Genomic DNA, 21,800 nt, shown 5'->3' with positions numbered 1-21,800 from the left:
ACTCCGGACCAGACAGAGATTTCCAGGACCTGAACTATGCGCACTGCTTCCCGCTTCCTGATCGCAATTATTTTCCTCGGCGTGGTGCTTGGCGGCATCTTCGGCTACAAATTTTACCAGTTCGGGCAAATGGAAGAACAGATGTCCCAACCCCAACCGCCGGCGCAAATATCTGCCACCGAAGCCCGCACGGAGAGCTGGACACCTTCTATCAAAGCTGTAGGCAGCATCAAAGCAATCAACGGCATTGAGGTGGCCAACGAGGTTCCCGGTGTTATTGAAAGCATTAACTTTGAATCCGGTGACACCGTCAAACAGGGCGACATACTCATCCGCCTGAATACTGCAATTGATGAGGCCGCTGTGCGCACCCGCCGGGCGGAGGCCCAGCTGGCAGAACAGGAATTCAAGCGCATCTCCGACCTGTTGCCAAGGCGTGCTGTATCCCAATCCCAGTATGACGAATCCAAGGCGAACTTCGACGCCGCACGTGCCCGTGTCAATGAAGCAGACGCTCAACTGAGCAAGAAAGTAATCCGCGCCCCGTTTGACGGCAACCTGGGTATTCGTATGGTAGATCAGGGGGAGTACATTGCCACCGGCACGCCGATCGTTGAAATCAATATGCTCAACCCGATCTACGTAGACTACACCCTGTCTGAGAAGAATCTGCAAGACGTTGCCCGGGACTATTCGGTAGTTGCTACGGTTGCAGCCGTCCCCAAGCAGGAGTTTGAAGGCAAGGTCAGCGCCATCAACACGTCCGTAAATCCGGAAACCCGCACCGTGCGCGTTCGCGCTACCCTGGATAACCCGGAGGGTCTCCTGCGGCCTGGTATGTTTGCAACCATACTGACCAAAAAGCCGAAAGATAACGAAGTTGTTACCATTCCCCGCACCGCTATTTCATATAACACCTACGGCGATTTCGTATTTGCCATCGAGGAAAACGACCAGGGTGACCTGGTTGTAAATCGCCGCACCATCACCGCTGGCCCCACTCGAGACAAGCGGGTTGCTGTTCTCTCCGGCCTTGAAGCAGGCGAGAAAGTGGTTTCCAAAGGACTGCTGAGACTCCGTGCCGGCCAGAAGGTCAAGATTCAGGAAGAGGAAGCGCAGCCGCAGGGGGCATCTGAGTAATGCGATTCACCGACATTTTCGTCCATCGTCCCGTACTGGCGACGGTGGTCAGCCTTCTTATTCTGTTGCTCGGTGCCCGGGCCGCAATGGAAATGGAAATCCGGCAATATCCGGAGCTTGAAAGCACCACGGTTACGGTCACAACGGCCTATCCCGGAGCCAGCTCGGATTTGATCAAAGGCTTTATCACGACGCCTCTGCAACAGGCTATTGCCGAAGCCAGCGGCATCGACTACCTGACCTCTACGAGTTCCCAGGGCACGTCGACCATTGAAGCCAAGATGATATTGAACTACGACGCTAACGCCGCACTGGCCGAAATCCAGGCAAAAGTCGCCAGCCAGCGTAACGTGCTCCCGGCGGAAGCTCAGGATCCAGTTATCACCTCCACCACAGGTGACTCCACAGCGCTGATGTATATCGCCTTTTACAGCAGCGAAATGGCCGTCCCACAAATTACTGACTACCTGACCCGAGTAGTGCAGCCAAGGCTTCAGGCTTTGTCCGGAGTTGGTAAAGCACAGTTGCTTGGTCGTAAATTTGCATTGCGGGTCTGGCTGGACCCGGAGCGCCTGGCCGCGGTCGATATGACGCCTACGGAAGTGGTGGCCAAGCTGCGCGCCAACAACTATCAGGCTGCTGTCGGGAATACCAAAGGTGCCTACACAGAAATCAGCATGACCAGTGATACCGATGTAGCGGACCCCGACGAGTTCCGCAACCTTGTGGTCAAGCAGGCTGACGGAACCCAGATCCGGCTCAAGGATATTGCCCGCGTGGAACTGGGGTCAGAAACCTACAGCGCGCTGGCGCTTTACAAAGGCCTGCCAGCGACTTATGTCGCGATCGAACTGGCACCCGGAGCTAACCCGCTCACGGTAGCAGGCTTGGTCAAAGGCGATCTTCCGGATATCGAAAGCCAGCTGCCGGGCGATCTGAACGTTCGGCTTGCCTACGATGCCTCAGACTTTATTGAGGACTCCATAAATGAGGTTATCTTCACCCTGCTTGAAGCTATGGGTATCGTGCTCGTGGTGGTGTTCCTTTGCCTGGGCTCGATACGAGCTTCCATTGTGCCCTCTATTGCGGTTCCGCTATCACTGATCGGCGGTGCCTTCATCATGCTGATGTTCGGGTTCTCCCTGAACCTGCTTACGCTGCTATCCATGGTATTGGCCATAGGGTTGGTGGTAGACGATGCCATCATCATGGTGGAAAACGTACACCGACACATTGAGCAAGGCGAATCGCGGATTGATGCAGCGTTGCACGGCGCACGTGAGATGGCGGTGCCGATTATTGCCATGACCACAACGCTGGTGGCGGTCTATGCACCTATCGGGTTTATGGGCGGGCTGGTTGGCTCCCTGTTTACCGAATTTGCATTTACTCTGGCGGGCACAGTGGTGATCTCGGGCATTGTTGCACTTACGCTTTCGCCAATGCTGTCTGCCAAGGTTCTCAAACCCCATGGTAACCCGGGCAAATTCGAGAGCTTGGTAGAGCGCACGTTCAGCGGCATTGCTTCGGGCTATAAAACCGCGCTCGGCTCACTGATGCAAACCAAGTCCGTGGTGGTATTTTTTGCGCTCGTCGTACTGGGCTCCATCTACTTTATGGCGATGATGAGCCAGAGCGAACTGGCGCCTACAGAAGATCAGGGCATTCTGTTTTATCAGGGCCTTGGACCACAGACGTCTACGCTGGATTACCTTCTGGAGCATGGGGACGAAGTTCAGGAACGTATAGCCTCTGTACCTGGCTATGCCGAAGATTTCATGATCGTCGGCATCACCGCTCCCAACGCCGTATTCGGCGGTTTCAAAATGGCACCCTGGAGTAAGCGGGAGATTACCCAGTTTGAGGCTCAGCCCCTGCTGGATGCGGAGCTCAAGAACGTAACCGGTCTGCAGACAGCGGTATTCCCGCGGCCTTCCCTTCCCGGTTCAGGGGGTGGTCTACCGTTCCAGTTCGTGATCACTACGGGGAACAGCTACGAGCAGCTAGATCAGGTGGCCGATGAATTGCTGGGCAAGGCGATGGGCAGCGGTAACTTCATGTTCTTGCAGAAATCCATCAACTTCGACCGCCCGGTTACACGCATCAAGGTAGATCGTGACCGGGTTGCCGATCTCGGACTCTCCATGCAGGATGTGGGACAGTCGCTTTCCAGCATGCTCGGCGGCGGGTACATCAACCGCTTCAGCATGGAAGGCCGTTCCTATCAGGTAATCCCACAGGTGGATCAGAAGTTCCGGCTGGATGAGCAGGCGTTGAACAATTACTACATCCGCACAGGCAGAGGTACACTGGTGCCGCTAGGCAGCGTCGTAAGCTTTGCTCACGATGTGGAACCCTCCAGCCGCACACAGTTCAACCAGCAGAACTCCCTCACCCTGCAAGGGGTGGTTATGCCGGGTGTAGCGGCGGGGACGGCCATGGACTTCATGGGGCAGACCGCAGACGAGGTATTCCCGCAGGGCTTCACCTTCGATTACACCGGGCAGAGCCGACAGCTGGCAAACCAGGGCAGCGCCTTGATCGTCACCTTTTTCCTGTCTTTGCTGGTTATCTATCTGGTACTGGCAGCTCAGTTCGAAAGCTGGCGTGATCCGTTTATCATTCTGATTTCGGTTCCCATGTCGGTGGCCGGTGCAATGGCGTTTATCGTGCTCGGCTTTGCAACCATGAACATCTATACGCAGGTAGGTCTGATTACACTGATCGGGGTTGTATCCAAGAACGGTATACTGATCGTGGAGTTTGCAAACCAGCTACAGAAAAACAAAGGCATGAATAAAGTGGAAGCCGTTATTGAGGCCGCCGCCATTCGTCTACGGCCGATCATAATGACGTCACTGGCGCTGATCTTTGCCATGGTGCCGCTGCTCCTCGCAGCTGGCCCGGGTGCAGAAAGCCGCTTTGCTATTGGCCTGACTATCAGTGCCGGCCTGGGCATTGGCACCCTGTTCACCGTCTTCGTACTGCCGGCATTCTATATTTTGCTGGCCCGCGATCACAACGCAGAAAAAGGAGAGCAAATTGAGGCCTCAAAACCGGTACCCGTGAACTCATAACGGATAACCGGTAAACCTCAGAACCCGGCTCGCTTTATGGTGAGCCGGGTTTTTTTATTGGCTGTCAGCCAGGAACCAATTCCACATCTCTGGGTGGCTGGCCAGCACCAGCATCGATTTCAAGTACGCGCTGCCGCCACCGAACCGTCTCACTCGGCAGCTCGCCAAAATGCTCCCGATACAAAGCGGAAAACCGGCCAAGATGGGAGAAACCTTCATCAGCAGCATATCGTGAAATATGAGGTTCGCCCTCTCTGCAATCCACGAGCCTGCGACGCACACGGATCAGGCGCTGGCGCTGGTAGAAACGGTAGGGTGTCATTCCGGTATTGTGCTTCATCAGATAGTAAACGTTACGCTCACTGGCACCAGAATGGCTGGCAAGCTCCTGCAAATTAAACTCCCACCCCGAATCCTGCTCAATTTTTTCGATCGTCCTTATCAGGCGACGATCGGGAGTTGCCAGCTCCGATGCAGAAGGCGCCAGGCACCCAGCCTGATAATCAGCCAGCTGATCAAACAAGTCTCCGGTTAGAGCTAAGGCATGGGCTTCATCGATATAGAACCGAATATTGTCGAGATAACCTTTAATAAGGCCAGTCAGCTCTGGCAAGCGCTCGAATGATGAATTTACTGAGGGCTGCTTGCCCAAAGGACCGAGAATAACCACGCGACTATTCTCAGCCAGCCTGAGGTTAAAGATGTTTCCGGCACCCACCTGAAGCGGCATATCAACCGCTCGCCAGATGCCGTCTGATGACGCGATAGATACATCTCCGGCTGTCGGGAACAGCAGAAATTCATTGGGTGCCCTACACTGTGTAATATCTACGCCCTGACTAGTATGCAGCCCAATGATAGTACCGGCTGTCGTTATGAGCTCGGACAAACAGCCTGTTGGCCCTGTCGACTGATGCGGCTCGCAACCGCTGATATCACAACCAGAAACCAGCCTGACGGTTCGGAGCCAAAGGTCTCGGTGGGCGCAGTGTATGCGCAGGTGGGTTTCCAGCTCGGGTTTTGTTGTTATATATGGCATATACTTGAAGTTTCAAAGGCTGTGAATTCTCTACTCAGGGCAATGTAGAGCAAATGCCTTCAGCGCCTTGGCCATATCTTGCAAAATTCCCGGTACACGGGCACCAGCTGAACTGTTTATTGACATGGATCAATTATTGTTCTTTTTATCTGCTGCCAAGGCTGAGGCCTTGCCATCAGAAACCCCTGGCCGCGCTGGCACTCCAGTTCGCAAAGCGTCTGGTATTGGGCCTGCGTCTCGATACCCTCGGCCACGACTTCCAGCTCCAGTGCCTCTGCAATCCCCAGAATGGCAGACACAATCCTTGAATCGGAGTCCTTCGCGCCCAGGCGGCTGATAAACTGCCGGTCTATTTTGAGCACCTGTACCGGCAGGTTCTGCAGATAAGCCAGCGATGAGTAGCCTGTCCCGAAATCGTCAATGGCTATCCCCACGCCCTGATCCCGGAACTCCCTGAGGATTTCCAGACATTGGCTGGACAGATGCATAATATGAGTTTCGGTGATTTCGATTTCCGGTAGCCAGCCAATCTCGCGAATACGCGCAAACAGAGGGCCGATAGCCTGGCGCAGACGGGCATCCGTAATCTGACGAGCGGAAATGTTGATAGCCAAGCGGAACGGTCCAGGCAAGACCGGCGGAGCGTCCCGTAAATCTGCCATTATCCCGCGCACCAAGTGCTGGGTCATTTCATGAATCTGGCCGCGACGCTCTGCAAGGGGTACAAAGTCGGCTGGCGATACCGAACCGAATTCCGGATGATCCCAGCGTAACAAAGCCTCCATCCCCACAGCCTGCCTTGAACAGAGGTCGTACTGGAGCTGGTACATTACGTGGAACTCGTCCGATGAGGTTTTGAGAGACGCCGTCAGGGCTTCCGAGAGTTGCTGTTCAAGACGCCCTTTTTCGTCGTCCGCCTCGCTGTAAAGGCGATAGCACGCCCGGCCTGCCAGTTTTGCCGCATACATGGCACGATCTGCCTTCTGCCAAAGCTCCGCCCCACTCTTCCCATGCGAGGGATAAACCGCTGCGCCGATAGATGCAGAGAGAAAATACTCCCTCTGCCCGATAATCACCGGGGCACGAAAAGCCTGTATCATGCGCTGACAGACCTCACCCAGCTCATCACGCGCCGGCAATTCGATAATGACCGCGAACTCGTCACCTGAAAGCCGAGCCACTACATCACCCTTGCGAACAACACTCTGAATGCAAAGTGCCGCCTGTCGAAGTGCACCGTCACCAAACTCATGCCCATGCAGATCATTGACCGACTTGAAAAAGTCCAGATCAATAAACAGGATTGCAAAACGGGCTCCCTCACGTGAATACTGGCTTACGCGGGCTTTCAAAAACTCCTGAAACAATGAGCGATTGGGCAGCTCGGTAAGAGGGTCGTAGTAAGCAAGTGAAGCCAGCCGCTCATCCGCACCCGTCCTCTCGCCCACGTCCATAAACATGCCCACATATGCCTGTCGTCCTTCGTACTCCATCGGGTAGATGCTGAGCCATTGTGGGTAGATCTCACCGCTTCTTTTCCGGTTCCAGATCAGCCCCTCCCAGCGCCCCTTGCTGCTCAAAGCCTGCCACATGGTCTGGTAAAATTCCGGCACGTGCAGCCCGGAGCTCAGAATCGAAGGTGGCTCTCCCAGAACTTCATCTGACTGGTAACCGGTAACGGACCGGAACATGCGATTTACATAGATAATTCTGGGCTCTTTTGTGGCGATCATGATCGCGCGTGGATACTGATCGACCAAAGCCCTGAAGTCTTGTTGCTGCTCAAACTGCATGAATGACCCACTCCTGATATCCCAGCCTGCTTTATAGCGTTAGGCATCATCAGCATAGAACGAAACCAGCTCTCGACTATCCACATCGCGCAAAAATAGACTTGCGAAAGCAAATCATAAAAAAAATGAACAGGCGCTCACAATTTGCATTATATGGATATTCACCGCCGTGTTTTTAACTACACACTGAACACACCCTGATCTATCGGTGCGCAGGTATCGGCGTATACACGAGAGCGCTAGCCCGGACAACGATAAAACAATAAGAGCAAAGCAGGACACGGTATGCGCAAAAATGAACCGGTCACCCAGCACGAGCAGGCCTATCCCGAGCACTTCAATCTCATCACCACAACTGACCTGAAAGGCAAGATTACCGCTGCTAATGAGGCATTCTCCGAGGTTTCGGGCTATACCGCAGATGAACTGATTGGCCAACACCATAACTTCATACGGCATCCGGACATGCCGCCAGGAGCATTCGGGGATCTGTGGCAGACGATAAAAAGCGGTGAGTCGTGGCGCGGGATCGTCAAGAACCGGTGTAAAAACGGTGACCACTACTGGGTAGATGCCTTCGTAACCCCCATCTTTAACGAGGGCCGCATCGTGGAATACCAGTCTGTGCGCGTACTCCCCGATCGCGCCCAGATCAAGAGGGCCGAAATGGCTTACGCCGCCTGGAATCGCGGCAACATTCCACGCCGGTTTCTCGCCGTCAGCCCGGCGTTGCCCTGGAAGCTACTCAGCCTTTACGGAATACTGGCAACAGGGCTCCTGGCTCTTGGCCTGACTGCCCTGCCCACCCCAAGCCTGGCGTTCCTTCAGGTACTGTTACTGGCGGTTTTTCTGGTTCTGCAATGGCTGACACACCCGATGGTCCAAAGTGCAAGGGCAGCCTGTCGCGACGCTCACCCAGCCATGCCATGGATCTATACCGGCCGCCGTGATGAAAGCGCATGGATCGAGTTCGACCGACAAAAACGCAACGCTACCCTGCGTGCGGTTTCAGCCCGCATGCACACAAATGTCGGACACCTGCACGGTAGCAAGCAACGCACGATTGAGTGGGTCTCGCATTCAGTTGCCAGCATCCGCGGCCAGCGCGAGGATATCCAGAGTATTACCCAGGCGTTTGATGAGCTGGCGCGCAGCGTCAAAGGCGTGAGCGAGCTGACAAGCAGAACCCATGACGCAACCATGGACGCCAGCAAATCGGCCGGCCACTGCCAGCAGCAGATGCAGGTAATGAATGACGACCTGTCCAGTTTGCAAAACCAGCTCTGCGCCGCCAACGAGAGAATAACCGCCCTATCGGAAAAAAGTGACGCGATCGGTCTCGTGCTGGATGTGATTTCCGATATTGCGGAACAGACCAACCTGCTGGCGCTCAACGCGGCCATTGAGGCTGCGCGAGCGGGTGATGCTGGTCGCGGCTTCGCCGTCGTTGCCGATGAAGTCCGCGGACTGGCCCGGCGCACCCACGAGTCAACGCAGAAAATCGAAGAAATCATCGGCGCTTTGCAAAACGAAACCCACAGCGTTGTAGACGTTATTGACCGGGGTGCCAGCGCCTGCAAGCAAGCCACGTTCATGGGAGGCGAGGTCAGCAAGGCACTTATGTCTACCCTCAAGGACGTCGAGATAATCACAAGCTGCACCCATGAAGTGGCTGGCGCTACGGAAGAGCAATCCGCCCTCAGCCTGCAGGTACAGCGACAAGTAGGCCGCCTGCTTACGCTGGGTGATGAGTCCGTGCGGAGCAGCGAAAGTGCCCGGCAGGAATCCGAGGATCTTGGCAACAGCGTGGACCAGGCCCAACTCCTAACCAGCCACTTCCTGAAAATGCTTTCCGGCCAGTTACCGGCCGTTCACGCCGTAGCTCAGGCAAAACCATAGCGATTCCCCGAACTCTCACAATAGGGTAGTCTGGCGCTCTGACCTGATATTTCTTTTGGAAGATCGCCGCTATCGTGTTGTTATCATGACTCTGGGAACTCTGTTCTGGCTATTTATTACAACCTTTGCCATATGGTACTGGTGGCGCGCCAAAGCCATAAAAGACTCCGTACTTCAGGCTGCGCATCGCTACTGCAAAACCATGGACGTCATGCTGCTTGATGACGCCATCTACCTGCGAGGTATCTGGTTCAAGCGCGACGACAATGGCCAGATCCGTGTGTGGCGGCGTTTCCTCTTTGATTTCACATCAACCGGCGAAGAGCGCTACAGCGGCCGGATCATCATGCTGGGACCCCGAATACTGCACATGGAACTGGACCCCCATCGTCTTCCCTGATCCCCCAGGATGAGCGCTTCCAGTTACTGCGATTACCTGCGACCGTTGAAATATTCCTGTAATAATTCTGCCTCATTCTCCCTGCAACGCTAACTATCTGTTGTAATGAAGTTTTATGATGCAAAGACGCCACTCATTCGGAATTCCGCAAAGCGCTCTACCAGGAATGCTCTCTCTGCTTTTGCTTTTCCACACATCTCCCGGCCACACCGAAGAGATGGAGATCCATGGGTCCAACACCATTGGCGCAAGACTCGCGCCCCTGCTCGTCAAGGGCTTTCTCACACATCGTGGTTATAACCCGGTTCAAACCATCGACAACAGCAAGGACAATGAGAAGGTCCTGACTGGAAGCCAAACCGGTTCTTCCGTTCGAGTTCTGATCGCCGCCCACGGCTCCAGCACAGGCTTCAACGCCCTGGAGGCCCGCAGCGCCGATATTTGGGCTTCCTCCCGGGCCGTCAAACCGGCGGAAGTGCAACAAATGGCAGAGCGCGCCAACCTGGAAGGCCTCGGAAACGAGCACGTAATTGCCATTGATGGCTTGGCAGTTCTGGTTCACCCTTCAAACCAGATCAATCAGTTGAGTATCGGCACACTGGCGAGAGTATTCTCCGGCGAAATCCGCAACTGGTCAGAGATCGGCGGCGCCAATCAATCCATTACGCTGTATGCACGAGATGACCGCTCCAGCACTGAAGCCATCCCGGCTGACCGTTGCCAGTGAAGACCACCCGCTTTCCAGGCACCTGTTCATGTAAACACCTGGCGATGATACAGCGGCCATGGCGAAAGACTTCGTGGAATTCGTACTTGATGCGGAAGGCCAGGCCATTGTTTCCAGATCAGGTTTCGTTTCCCAGAATCCACTCGCCGTCAAACCCGACTTGGCCGATACCACACCGCCCACCTTCAAGTTACTGACACAGAACTACAAGCGGCTGACCGTCAACTTCAGGTTCTCGGAAGGACGCACCAAACTGGACAATAAGGCGCAGAGAGACCTGCGACGGTTAGCAGAGTATCTCATCAGGGAAAGCCGCAGTGCCGACGACCTGATGCTAATCGGTTTCGCTGATCAGTAAGGTAACGAGTTGCGAGCCCAGATGATCTCGGAATTGCGAGCGCTTTCAGTGCGCAAGGCTCTCGCGGATTTCAATGTCCCGGATGTCGACTACACCGGCTACGGTCACTTCATGCCTGTAGGCATGGCCTGAGGCGCAAGCGGCCAGAAACGGAACGGACGCGTGGAAGTCTGGGTTCGCGACCGCTAAGGGCAATCACTTATCCGCAAAAAGCCCAAATATATGTTTGGGTTTCCTATACTGTCCGTGCCACTCTCAACCAACAGAACGGGAAAATGGACATCCATAACGACCAACGCTTTGCGATCAACCTGAATGTTCGCGGCATTCAGCCCTCGGCCACCTTGCGTATTAACGAACTGAGTAACCAGCTCAGATCCGAAGGTAAGGACATCATCAAGCTCGGGCTGGGGCAGTCACCCTTCCCTGTTCCTGAGCGTGTAGTGGATGCGTTAAAAGAACACGCCCACGAAAAGGACTACCTTCCAGTCAAAGGCCTCAAAAGCCTGCGTGAATCCATTGCCGGCTATATCAACCGCAGTGAGCGCATGCGTTGTACCTGGGAAGACGTACTGATCGGTCCTGGTTCCAAAGAACTGCTATTCATTCTGCAGTTGGCCTATTACGGCGACCTTCTCATTCCACGCCCAAGCTGGGTTTCCTATGCCCCCCAGGCCCGCATTATCGGTCGCTCGGTGCACTGGCTGCCCACCCACGCAGAGAACAACTGGCAGCTGACCGCTGAGGAACTGGACATCATCTGCCGGGACGACGTTTCCCGCCCACGCATTCTGATTCTCAACTACCCGTCCAACCCCACCGGTTGCACCTACACCGACGACCAGCTGCTGGCCATTGCCAATGTGGCCCGCAAATACAGACTCATCCTGCTTTCCGACGAGATCTATGGAGAAGTGCACTTCGAGGGACGCCACAAGTCTATCGCCCGCTACTATCCCGAAGGCACCATCATCAGCACCGGCTTGAGCAAGTGGGCGGGTGCCGGCGGCTGGCGCCTGGGCACCTTCATTTTCCCGAAAGAGCTGCGCCCGCTTCAGGATGCCATGGCCATCATCGCCAGCGAAACCTACACCGCCACCAGCGCTCCGATTCAGCATGCTGCAATCACCGCGTTTGACGGTGGCGATGACATAGACGAGTACCTCAAACAATCCCGCCGGGTGCTTAAAGTGATTGGTGAGTATATGCACCGGCGCTTGAGCGACATGGGGGCCGTCGTGCAGAAGCCGGAAGGCGCGTTTTATCTGTTCCCGGACTTCTCCAGCTTTCGCGACCAACTCACACGAAAAGACATCAAAACCAGCCAGGCGTTTTGCCAGTCACTGCTGGAAAACACGGGCGTTGCCATTCTCCCTGCCAGTGACTTCGGGTTTGCGCCCGACCACCTGGCCGCGCGCTTGGCGTTCGTGGACTTTGACGGTGCTGAGTCTCTGCGGCTGGCCGGCGGAGACTATGGTGATCAGGAGCTGGCTGATGACTTTATCGAGAAGGCCTGCCCGCGCCTGATGAAGGCCATGGACAAGATGGAGGCCTGGCTGAACCACCTGTAATCCAGCCATGGTAGACTGGCGACCTCACTCTTACGAGATCCAAACGAGGGCGCCATGTCTGATTCTGTTTCCCTGCGGGGCATTACCGATTTTGCTGAAGATCTGGCCCGGGAGGCCGGAGAACTGATTCGCCGGGAGCGTGATCACAACATCCTGCGCACCGATTATAAGCAGCAGACTGAACTGGTCACCCACGCCGACATCATGGCCGATGAGTTCATCACCGGCGCCATCCGCAAGCGCTTCCCCGATCACCGCATCCTGTCCGAAGAATCCATGCCGGATCTCAGCCAGGCTGAGGAGCTGGAAACACCCCTGTGGATCGTTGACCCCATCGATGGCACGGTAAACTATGCCTACGGCCACGCGCAGGTTGCAGTGTCCATCGCCTACGCTGAAAACGGCCGTGTACAGTCCGGCGTGGTACACGCACCTTTCCCGGGCGAAACCTTCCGCGCCACCCGCGGCGATGGCGCCACGCTCAACGGCAATCCTGTTTATCACAGCGGCGCTACGGTTCCGAGGGACTCGCTTTTTGCAACCGGCTTCCCCTACACCAAGGACAATCTGGCTCCCTTGATAAGCCGCCTGGATGCAATGATTCACCAGTGCCGCGACCTGCGCCGCATCGGCTCTGCTGCTCTGGATATCTGCTGGGTGGCCTGTGGTCGACTGGACATTTACTACGAAAACGTCAGCCCCTGGGATTTCGCCGCCGCCCGCCTGATAGCCCTGGAAGCAGGCGCTACAGCCGGCCACTTCAGCGAGGTACCTGACGGTTACCCCGCCGACCTCTGGGGCCGCGACATCCTGATTTCAGCGCCCGCCATCTGGGAACCTGTTCGCCAGATTCTTCGTTCTGCTTCCGGTTATGAGTGAGGTTTGACCCAGGGGAGTTTTCTTTTTGTAGCTTTCCATCTTCGGGGGCAGGCACGGTCAGGCCATAAAGAAAAAACCACCAAACTACGACCAAACAGCCTCAGCAACCAACCCCCAGCTTTCGTCGAAATCGGTTGAGGGCAGCCGGGAAAACGACGAGCGGATAAACCGCTGAATCCGGCCTTCCATGAACACCAGAACAAAATCCGCACCCCGAGTCGCACTGGTGCGCGGCCGCAAACCCTGGCGGATCTCGCCTTCTTTCAATGTTTGTCGCACCTGGGTTTCCAGACGCTCGAAGAACTGAGAGGCACGCTTGCGCAGCGCCTCATTTTCGCCCACCAAAGCATCTCCCGTAAGAACACAACACAACCCCGGATTGCGCTCGGCGAAGACGAGCACCAGATGCACCAGCTGCTGCAACCGGACTCGTACATCATCCTGTTCCTGAAGGATCACCTGGCAGCGAGAGAACACAGCTTCTTCCGCAAACTCCAGAAGCGCTTCAAACATTTTCCGCTTGCTGGGAAAGTGACGGTATAGTGCCGCCTCGGTCACACCAACAGACCTGGCAAGCACAGAGGTAGTGATTCTGGCCCCTGGATCGTTTTCCAGGAGTTCCAGAAGGGCGTGGAGAATCGCTTCCCGGCGACTGGGTTTCTGATCGGTCATGGCAATACTGCAGCGCTCTGTATCAGAAGAAGGTGCCATCAAGGGGCGACGACGCGCTCGCGTAGAGCTTTTTGGGCATCCGCCCCGCGAGATAGGCTTCCCGCCCAGCTTCAATGGCCAGGCGCATGGCGTTGGCCATTTTAATCGGGTCTTTCGCCTGGGCGATGGCGGTATTCATCAACACTCCATCACAGCCCAACTCCATGGCGATGGTGGCATCGGATGCGGTGCCTACACCGGCGTCCACCAGCACGGGCACCTTGGCATTTTCGACGATCAACCGGATGTTGTAGCGGTTCTGGATGCCCAGGCCAGAGCCAATCGGCGCACCCAGCGGCATGATCGCGATGCAGCCCATCTCCTCGAGGCGCATGGCCAGCAAGGGATCGTCGGAGCAGTAGACCATTACCTTGAAGCCGTCTTTGATCAGCTCTTCCGCAGCCACCAGGGTTTCCGGCATGTTCGGGTACAGGGTCTTATGTTCACCCAACACTTCCAATTTGACCAGATCCCGGCCGTCGAGCAGCTCCCGCGCCAGTTTGCAGGTACGTACAGCGTCTTTGGCCGTATAACAGCCCGCCGTGTTGGGCAGAATGGTGTAGCGCTCTGGAGAGATTACATCCAGAAGGTTGGGCTCATCCGGATTCTGCCCCAGATTCGAACGGCGAACGGCTACGGTCACGATTTCAGCGCCGCTCATTTCAATGGCGTGGCCGGTTTCCATCAGGTCGCGGTATTTGCCAGTGCCAACCAGTAGCCGTGACTGATAAATACGGCCTGCAATTTCAAGAGGCTTGTCTTCGGGCAACTGGATCTCTTGCGTGTCGGTCATAGTGTTTCCGGTTTGATAAAACGTAGTGATGTAAATTCTTCAAGAGGCATATCACGGCCAGGCTTTTACCCGGCCAGGCGAGGCTTTAGCCGCCCCCGATCGCGTGCACCACTTCAACGCGATCGCCGTTACTCAGTGTAAATTTGGCGTGCTGGCTGCGGGGTACAATGTCTTCATTCACTTCCACCGCCAGCCTCTTGCCCGCGAGGGTCATTCTTTCCACCAACGCTGCAACCGTGGCTCCTTCAGGGAGGTCCATGGCTTCACCATTTACCTGAACTTGCATATCGTCCTCAACCTCTGTCTTTATTTGCTTGCCGGCGTACGCCAGCTGTCAGCAACAATGCCCAGCCAATCATAAAGCATACGCCACCCATCGGCGTGATAGGGCCGACCCAGCGTATGTCGGTCAACACCAGTGTGTACAGGCTGCCACTAAACAGCAGGATACCCGTGAGAAAGAACCCGGCAGCGAATCCCAGCAGTCGCCGTGAAAGGCCAAACCCGGACAGCAGGGCAACCAGCAACAGTGCAATGGCGTGATACATTTGATAGGTAACCGCCGTCTGGAAGACTTCCAGGCTGCGCTCGCTCACAACATTGCGCAGCCCGTGAGCACCAAAGGCGCCTGCCATAACCGCCATAAGGGCAAAAAAAGCACCGGTAACTATGGGCAGGCGCATAAGGCCCAGGGAGTGCAGTTTTACGGATTCAGCAGTCACAATGGATCTTTTCTCCAGTATCCAGGTTCATCATCGTGAGTGTACCGCCCCAGACGCAGCCGGTATCTAACCCGATAAACCGGTCGATGCCGGTTTTGCCTTCAAGGGCAGCCCAGTGCCCGAAGATCACGCGCAGATCATCAGTGCGGGGGAATTCAAACCAGGGTGCAAAGCCTTCCGGCGCGCTGTCGGCGGACTCTTTGGCGGTCAGTTCAAGCCTGCCATCACTGGCAATAAAACGCATCCGGGTGAAGTAGTTAGTGATGACTCGCCAGCGATCCATACCTGCGAGATTCTCATTCCAACCCTCCGGCTTGTTGCCGTACATCCGCGCAAAATATTCCGGGGCATGCTCCCCGCGAATTACCTCTTCCACTTCACGGGCATAGGCCAAGGCCTGCTGAATGCTCCAGATATGGGGCACTCCAGCATGAGCCATCATGAAGTTGCGTTCAGAGTCGTGCACACACAGATGCTGCCGGCGCAGCCAGCTCACCAGCTTATCGCGATCCGGGGCGTTCAGTATTTCTGCAAGCGTATCCTTGCGCTTCGGCGCGTGGCCACCAAGAGCCACAGCCAACAGATGCAGGTCGTGATTACCCAGAACCACCACAGCCGAATCGCCAAGGCTTTCAATGTAGCGCAGGGTTTTCAGGGATGACGGTCCCCGATTGATCAGATCACCCGCCACCCAAAGGCGATCTCGGGAAGGTGAAAAATTCACCTTGGCCAGGACATCCTTCAAGCGATCGTAACAGCCCTGAATATCGCCTATGGCGTAGTCAGTCATTGCTGTCCCCACCACTGCCATCGATGCCTTTCTCGCCTACCAGGAAGTCCGCGATACTCACATAGTCCGCCAGACTGAGGTTTTCCGGTCGCAGGCCATCATTGATTCCCAGGGCCTGCAGCTGCTCAACGGTCACCAGGCCACCCAGCGCCTTGCGCAGGGTTTTTCTGCGCGCGTTAAACGCGGTTCTTACCACGGCTTGCAGCGTACCGAGATCTTTCGCCGGATGAGGCAGCTCAGTGTAGGGAACCAGGCGCACAATGGCAGAATCAACTTTAGGAGAAGGCCTGAACGCGTCGGGCCCCACTTCAAACAGGGGCTGAACCTTGCAAAAGTACTGGGTCATGATACCCAGCCGGCCATAATTGTTGTCGCCGGATACTGCGGCCATCCGCTGCACCACTTCTTTCTGCAGCATGAAGTGCATGTCCTGCACCACGCCCGCCTGAGACAGCAGGTGAAAAATCAGAGGCGTGGAGATGTTATAAGGCAGGTTGCCGATAATACGCAGGGGTTTTCCGTCTGTGAGCTGGCTGAAATCAAACTTCAGCGCATCGGCTTGGTGTAAACGGAATTCCGGGTAGTTAAAAAACTTGGTGCGCAGTATGGGAATCAGATCGCGATCCAGCTCCACCACCTGGAGCTTCGGATTGACGGCCAGGATCTCCTCCGTCAGAGCACCAAGGCCGGGGCCGATTTCTACAATGGCATCGTCCGGTTTAGGGTGAATGGCGCGAATAATGTGCTCGATAACGCCCGGATCGTGAAGGAAGTTCTGGCCAAACCGTTTCCTGGCCTGATGGCCGGCTTTTTTGCTCACTCAGATTTCTCTTTATTGGGGGCTTTGCGATGTTTAGCAGTTTTCGAATTCGCAGATTTGAGGGAGCGTGCCATCTGCTCACCCACTCGAATCGCGGTGTGCAAGCTGCCAGCATTTGCCTTGCCAGTGCCGGCAAGATCCAGAGCCGTACCGTGATCCACCGATGTCCGCACAATGGGCAAACCAAGGGTGATGTTTACCGCGCGACCAAAGCCCTGGAACTTGAGAACCGGCAGCCCCTGATCGTGGTACATGGCCAGTGCGGCATCGGCATCGTCAAGCCAGTGCGGAGTAAACAACGTATCTGCCGGTAGCGGGCCAGTCAGCTGCATGCCATCAGCACGAAGCTTCTCGAGCGTCGGCTCGATGACATCAATTTCTTCTCGCCCCAGGTGGCCGTTTTCGCCGGCGTGAGGGTTCAGGCCAGCTACAAGAATTCTTGGCCGCTCAATCCCGAAAAACTTTTTCAGGTCGGCATTCAGAATGGTGACGACCTGGGTCAGCCGTTCCTGCGTAATCGCGGCGGGCACATCTTTAAGGGGCAAATGCGTTGTGACCAATGCCACCCGCAACTCTTCTGTAGCCAGCATCATAACCACCCGCTCCACACCGCAGAGCTCCTGAAGGAACTCGGTGTGACCGCTGAACTCGATGCCCGCTTCGTTGATAACACCTTTATGAACCGGCGCCGTGACCATGCCGTCAAAGTCTCCTGCAAGGCAGCCTCTGGCAGCAACTGTCAGGGTTTCCAGCACATAGCGGCTGTTGGCAGTATCCAGTTTGCCAGCCTGAAGCGACGCACAACCCGCAACGTGCAATACAGAAAGCTCGCCCGCACCTTTTCTCGGCACCAGGCCCGGTTGCCAGGGGTGCAGCGTGACGTCGAGACCCAGCAATCTGGCTCGCTCCTCCAGCAATGACTGGCTGGCAATTACAACCACACCGACACCGCGCTGCCCGGTAGCCAACTGCAGGCAAAGCTCGGGGCCTATGCCTGCGGGTTCGCCGGCAGTCAGGGCCAGAACAACCTCATCGCTCATTATTCTGCGGCTTCCTGCGCATCGCTGGATTCGTCTTCAACGGCGTCTTTCGCGTACTCACCCTTGAATTCGATAAAGGCTTCATCACGGATTTCCCGAAGCCAGTTCTGCAACTCGGTTTCGAACTTGCGGCGATAGATTGCCTGGCGGGCCTCTGCTTCCTTCACGTCGCCACTGATGTCTTTCTGACGGCGCTCTTCAACCTGAAGAATGTGCCAGCCAAACTGTGAGCGGAACGGCCCTTTGAACTCGCCTACATCCGCCTCCTGAACTGCCTGCTCAAACGCCGGCACCATCTGGCCCGGGCTTACCCAGCCAAGATTGCCACCGTCAGAGCCGGATACGGGATCGTCTGAATACTCGCGTGCCAGCGCGGCAAAATCAGCCCCGTCCTGGATCTGCTGAAAAAGGTCCCGGATGGTGGCTTCCGCCTCAGCATCTGTTACCGCTTCGGACGGCCGTATCAGAATGTGCCGCACACGGTTCTGCTGAATGACCTGCTTCTGAGAACCTCCGCGCTTGTCCATCACCATCACCATGTGGAAACCGCTGTTATTCTCCAAAACCTCCGACGGTCTGCCAACTTCCAGTTCTGGCACAACCGGCGCAACCAGTGACGGTAACTGACGTTCACTGCGCCAACCCATATCGCCGCCTTCAAGCGCATTGCCGGCATCGGATTCAGCAACCGCCACTTCGCGGAAATCCCGGCCGTTCAGAATCGCAGCGCGGAGTTCTTCCGCTTTTTTACGGGTCGCGTCTACAGAGGCATCATCGGCGGGGTCATCCAGCTCAAGAAAGATATAGGCAAGCCGGTATTCCGCATCGTTACCACCGCTGGACTCCAGCGCCTGCAGATAGTTCTCAACCTCCCGATCCGTAACACGAACGCGGTTGCCCACCTGGCGCTGCTGTACCCGGCTGGTGATCATTTCCTGGCGGATCTGCTCTCTGGCCTGGCGGTAGCTTACGCCCTCAGCGGCAAGCTGGTCTTCAAACTCGGGCAAGCTCATGCCATTGCGCTCGGCGATATTGGCCAGAGTTTCATTAAGCTCGTTATCGCTGATGCGCATACCCATCTTGTCCGCCATCTGCAGCTGGACGGATTCGGTGATCAGCTGCTCCAGAACCCGCTCTTCAAGAAGGCGACGCGGCGGCAGGCCGGTGCCCTGAGCGCTGAGCCGCCCGGCAATGGTGGTAATTCTTGCTTCCAGCTCGGTCTGGAGGATCACATCGTCATCAACAATGGCAACCACCTGGTCGAGCAGTTTGCGCTCAGCCTGGACCGAAAAAGAAAGCGCCACTGCCAACAGCATCAGCAGTGTTTGTAAACCCTGGCGAATCGTCGCCTTCATAATCACCTCTTAATGAAGATATAAGCCTGCGGATAGCGTACCGGAATGGCACGGCTGTCGTCAGGGGGTACCAAAACGGCGCCGCTCGCGCTCATCGAAACCGTAAATGGCCTCGGAGATCGACGTCGAAGCCCCTCCGCTGCCGCCCAGGCCTTTGAGCTGAATCTGAAACAGGATACGGCTGTCCAGCTCCTCATCGTCAGTCAGATAGTTCTGATGAACCACCTGAACGCTCCAGCAGCAATTGTTGTACTCAATCCCGGCAAGGGAGCCTACGGTGCGATCCAGATCCGAATCGTACACCCAGCGGCCTATCAGACTAACACGGTCTGTTGCCGGTATAACCGCCGCAATATCCGACTGTTCCAGCTCGTCCTTGCTGTAAGTATGACCAACGCTGGCCAGATACCGATAGTCCTGCGAGTGGAAAATCAGTTGACTGCGACCCTCTTCGGTATCGCCGGTGTCCGGATCCCAGAGCCCGGAAGACCGGATTTGCAGATTCTGTAGCGGGTTAAGCACTACCTCACCAGCCAGTGGCGATCGACTGCGATTGCTCGCGCCTTCACCGAACAGCGTCACCTCGCGATCCTCGAAATACTGAATCTGGCCAATACTGAAACGGGCTCTCTCGGCACCGGTAACGAGATCATTGAATCGACTGGTCAGGGCCACCGTCAACTGGTTGGTATTACCGACCCGGTCGCCCCCGACAAAGCGGTCGGGCTGGAACAACTGCCCAAAACTGAAGCTCTGCAAGGCTGTGTCAAATGCCGGAATATCGTTCTGGTCTGCCTCAGCGTCGGCCCAAGCGTAATAGAGCCGGGGTTCCAATGTCTGATTGTAGGGTAAATCAAACAGACTCGACCGGCGATCAAAATACAGGCCGTTATCCCATTCCACCACGGGAACCGTACGATCAAACCCTCCACTCCCGGCGCTATAGTCTTCCAGCTCGTAACGGGTGTAGTCCAGACTGAATGACGGGCGACTGAAGCCCCAGAGTGCGCGCATTGGCAGAGCCAACTCGGGGCGGGCACGAAAGCGTTGGCCATTAGCCTTGTCGAGCCCGGTCAGCGAGTCGTTATCACGGTAAAACCAGCTGTATTGACTCTCCAGCCCGGCCTCAAACCAGCCCGCCTCGGCGGTTCCGGCATAAATAATTTCCGGCAACTGAGCATAGGGTCTGTCTGCCTGTGCAATCCGGTCAGTGACGGTCTGGTAGTCATTGAGGTACATATCGAAGTACTGGTTCGGGCCGTGATAGCGTATGCCGCCTTTGCGCTGCAGGTGCGTGGCCTGATTGATTTCCAGGCTGCGGTTCAGATCACCAAGGTAGTCCGCGTCACTGACCACGGAAAAATCGCCGTAGCCGTTCCAACCACTGCCAAGCGCCGCACGGGTGGAGGCATCCAGCGCCCAACGCTGACCAGATTCACCGGGGTTCTCGTCTGCGTATGCTGAATCGTTATCTATGTAGCCCAACTGCAACGTCGTCTGACCAAAACGGCTGAGGTACCGGCCTTCTGCCTCGTTAAACAGACCACGCCCATGAATGTATTGGGGCGTGAGCGTGGCATCGTAATGTGGAGCCAGGTTCAGGTAATAGGGTACCGCCAGAAATCCACCACTGCCGGCGCTGGAAGAACCAAACTGCGGATACAGAAAACCACTTTTGCGGCGGTCGTCAAGGGGAAAGCTGGCATAGGGCCAGTAAAACACCGGAACATCCAGAACCTCCAGGCGAACATGCTTTGCGGTTCCGAAGCCTTTCGCCTGGTTCAGCTCGATATCAGAAGCAACAAGCGCCCAGTCGTTCTGTTGCGGACCACAGGTGGTGAGCATGCCGTCACGAATCTCTACTCTGGAGTCATCCACCCGGGAGAGGCTTCCGGCACGCCCGCGCATTTCCGGGCCATGCAGCAGGAAGGTAGCGGTGTTGATATCCAAACGCCCCGAGTCCACGCTGTACTCGGCGCGCTCCCCGGTCAGCAGAAATCCGTTACCGCGGCTGACCAGAGGGCCCTGAATCGATACCTGGCCGATATTCTGACTGTAACGAGCCTCAGAGCCGGTCACCTGAAAGCTACCCTGGCGCAGGCGGACATCACCCTCAAGGTATAGCTCCCGGTCAATTTCGTAGCGGCCGTTCAGGCCACTGGCCTGCAAGGGAGCAGCCCCGCCAGTTCCTTCGCCAAAAACACCCGCGCCATCATCTCCGGCACCTGATGGCAGATACCCGCCCGCGCAGAACGCCGGCAGCGAGTTCCGGACAGAATCCGGGAGGTCGCTTTTCAGGCGCCAGTCCAGCTCGGCAGCAGATGGCGCTTCCTCAGCAGCAGAAAAGCCGGCCACTGACATCAGGGCAAATACGGCAAGCAGGCTCGCGAACCGGCGCTGCAACCTGCCTTTCTGCGCTCGCAGATAGCTGTCAGACATTGGCACGGTAGCAAGGTTCCTGTTCCGGGTGCGTGAAGGGGTGTGGATAGCGCAACGGGGCACGAATACACAAACAATTGCGCCCTAGTTTACACATGCCCCTGAGGCTTGTTAACGGAAACGGAGCCTGATAAGCGAAACTCCGCTGCAAAACCGTTTTACCCTCTTTATACTCCTTGCCAAGGAGTCTCTGAAAAAGCCCCTGATGTGGATGCCATTCAAGGCTCACTCACTTTTGCTCTCAATG

General features: G+C 56.1%; 20 protein-coding genes. 8 read left to right on the top strand and 12 right to left on the bottom strand.

What is annotated here, in order from left to right:
• Positions 1-36: 36 nt before the first annotated feature.
• A complete protein-coding gene (locus tag BUA49_RS04845) occupies positions 37-1,140 on the top strand; it encodes an efflux RND transporter periplasmic adaptor subunit (protein WP_072795989.1) in 1,104 nt (367 codons plus the stop codon).
• Positions 1,140-4,217, top strand: a complete 3,078-nt coding sequence (locus BUA49_RS04840) for an efflux RND transporter permease subunit (RefSeq protein WP_072795987.1) — start codon at positions 1,140-1,142, stop codon at positions 4,215-4,217. The genes BUA49_RS04845 and BUA49_RS04840 overlap by 1 nt, the downstream gene beginning before the upstream one ends.
• Positions 4,218-4,281: 64 nt before the next feature.
• Here BUA49_RS04840 and BUA49_RS04835 read toward each other — a convergent pair whose 3' ends face one another.
• Entirely contained in the window at positions 4,282-5,106 is an 825-nt protein-coding gene (locus tag BUA49_RS04835; protein ID WP_228704406.1) for a helix-turn-helix domain-containing protein, read from the bottom strand.
• Between the two features lie 266 nt (positions 5,107-5,372).
• Positions 5,373-7,049, bottom strand: coding sequence for a putative bifunctional diguanylate cyclase/phosphodiesterase (locus BUA49_RS04830; RefSeq protein WP_072795983.1), 1,677 nt, complete (start codon positions 7,047-7,049; stop codon positions 5,373-5,375).
• Between the two features lie 285 nt (positions 7,050-7,334).
• Here BUA49_RS04830 and BUA49_RS04825 point away from each other — a divergent pair, with 285 nt between their 5' ends.
• The 4 genes from BUA49_RS04825 to BUA49_RS17975 all read left to right on the top strand — a co-directional run bounded on the left by BUA49_RS04825 (position 7,335) and on the right by BUA49_RS17975 (position 10,433).
• Entirely contained in the window at positions 7,335-8,948 is a 1,614-nt protein-coding gene (locus BUA49_RS04825; protein ID WP_072795981.1) for a methyl-accepting chemotaxis protein, read from the top strand.
• Positions 8,949-9,033: 85 nt separating this feature from the next.
• Positions 9,034-9,348, top strand: coding sequence for a DUF3301 domain-containing protein (locus BUA49_RS04820; protein WP_072797668.1), 315 nt, complete (start codon positions 9,034-9,036; stop codon positions 9,346-9,348).
• Positions 9,349-9,463: 115 nt separating this feature from the next.
• Positions 9,464-10,075 carry a substrate-binding domain-containing protein gene (locus BUA49_RS17980; protein ID WP_228704405.1) on the top strand — a complete coding sequence of 204 codons (612 nt, stop codon included), beginning with the start codon at positions 9,464-9,466 and terminating at the stop codon, positions 10,073-10,075.
• Between the two features lie 58 nt (positions 10,076-10,133).
• Positions 10,134-10,433 (top strand): ABC transporter substrate-binding protein, encoded by a 300-nt coding sequence (locus BUA49_RS17975; RefSeq protein ID WP_228704404.1) that lies wholly within the window; start codon positions 10,134-10,136, stop codon positions 10,431-10,433.
• 45 nt (positions 10,434-10,478) lie between these two features.
• Here the strand turns inward: BUA49_RS17975 and BUA49_RS17970 are convergent, their stop codons facing one another.
• Entirely contained in the window at positions 10,479-10,628 is a 150-nt protein-coding gene (locus BUA49_RS17970; protein WP_228704403.1) for a hypothetical protein, read from the bottom strand.
• 80 nt (positions 10,629-10,708) lie between these two features.
• Here BUA49_RS17970 and BUA49_RS04810 point away from each other — a divergent pair, with 80 nt between their 5' ends.
• Together BUA49_RS04810 and BUA49_RS04805 are read left to right on the top strand one after the other, a co-directional pair.
• A complete protein-coding gene (locus tag BUA49_RS04810; RefSeq protein WP_072795979.1) occupies positions 10,709-12,004 on the top strand; it encodes a pyridoxal phosphate-dependent aminotransferase in 1,296 nt (431 codons plus the stop codon).
• A 54-nt stretch (positions 12,005-12,058) separates the two neighbouring features.
• Complete coding sequence (locus tag BUA49_RS04805; RefSeq protein ID WP_072795977.1) at positions 12,059-12,883, top strand: inositol monophosphatase family protein; 825 nt, start codon at positions 12,059-12,061, stop codon at positions 12,881-12,883.
• 84 nt (positions 12,884-12,967) lie between these two features.
• On the opposite strand, the gene slmA is transcribed toward BUA49_RS04805, so the two are convergent.
• The 9 genes from slmA to BUA49_RS04760 all read right to left on the bottom strand — a co-directional run bounded on the left by slmA (position 12,968) and on the right by BUA49_RS04760 (position 21,553).
• Positions 12,968-13,555, bottom strand: a complete 588-nt coding sequence (gene slmA / locus BUA49_RS04800; RefSeq protein WP_072795975.1) for a nucleoid occlusion factor SlmA — start codon at positions 13,553-13,555, stop codon at positions 12,968-12,970.
• A gap of 22 nt (positions 13,556-13,577) precedes the next feature.
• Positions 13,578-14,387 (bottom strand): thiazole synthase, encoded by an 810-nt coding sequence (locus BUA49_RS04795; RefSeq protein WP_072795973.1) that lies wholly within the window; start codon positions 14,385-14,387, stop codon positions 13,578-13,580.
• Between the two features lie 85 nt (positions 14,388-14,472).
• A complete protein-coding gene (gene thiS, locus BUA49_RS04790; RefSeq protein ID WP_072795971.1) occupies positions 14,473-14,673 on the bottom strand; it encodes a sulfur carrier protein ThiS in 201 nt (66 codons plus the stop codon).
• A gap of 7 nt (positions 14,674-14,680) precedes the next feature.
• Positions 14,681-15,070 (bottom strand): DUF423 domain-containing protein, encoded by a 390-nt coding sequence (locus tag BUA49_RS04785; protein ID WP_072797666.1) that lies wholly within the window; start codon positions 15,068-15,070, stop codon positions 14,681-14,683.
• 28 nt (positions 15,071-15,098) lie between these two features.
• Positions 15,099-15,899, bottom strand: coding sequence for a symmetrical bis(5'-nucleosyl)-tetraphosphatase (locus tag BUA49_RS04780; RefSeq protein WP_072795969.1), 801 nt, complete (start codon positions 15,897-15,899; stop codon positions 15,099-15,101).
• Positions 15,892-16,719, bottom strand: coding sequence for a 16S rRNA (adenine(1518)-N(6)/adenine(1519)-N(6))-dimethyltransferase RsmA (gene rsmA / locus BUA49_RS04775; protein ID WP_072795967.1), 828 nt, complete (start codon positions 16,717-16,719; stop codon positions 15,892-15,894). The genes BUA49_RS04780 and rsmA overlap by 8 nt, the downstream gene beginning before the upstream one ends.
• Positions 16,716-17,759, bottom strand: a complete 1,044-nt coding sequence (gene pdxA / locus BUA49_RS04770; protein WP_072795965.1) for a 4-hydroxythreonine-4-phosphate dehydrogenase PdxA — start codon at positions 17,757-17,759, stop codon at positions 16,716-16,718. The genes rsmA and pdxA overlap by 4 nt, the downstream gene beginning before the upstream one ends.
• On the bottom strand, positions 17,759-19,114 hold the full coding sequence (locus tag BUA49_RS04765) for a peptidylprolyl isomerase (protein WP_072795964.1): 1,356 nt from the start codon (positions 19,112-19,114) through the stop codon (positions 17,759-17,761). The genes pdxA and BUA49_RS04765 overlap by 1 nt, the downstream gene beginning before the upstream one ends.
• 60 nt (positions 19,115-19,174) lie before the next feature.
• Positions 19,175-21,553: an LPS-assembly protein LptD gene (locus tag BUA49_RS04760; RefSeq protein WP_084063490.1), complete on the bottom strand. Its 2,379-nt coding sequence runs from the start codon at positions 21,551-21,553 to the stop codon at positions 19,175-19,177.
• Between the last annotated feature and the right edge of the window lie 247 nt (positions 21,554-21,800).

The organism is Marinobacter antarcticus (genome assembly GCF_900142385.1).
GTDB lineage: Bacteria > Pseudomonadota > Gammaproteobacteria > Pseudomonadales > Oleiphilaceae > Marinobacter > Marinobacter antarcticus.
The sequence above is the reverse complement of the archived record's forward strand: the minus strand, read 5'-3'. Positions and strand labels throughout refer to the sequence as shown.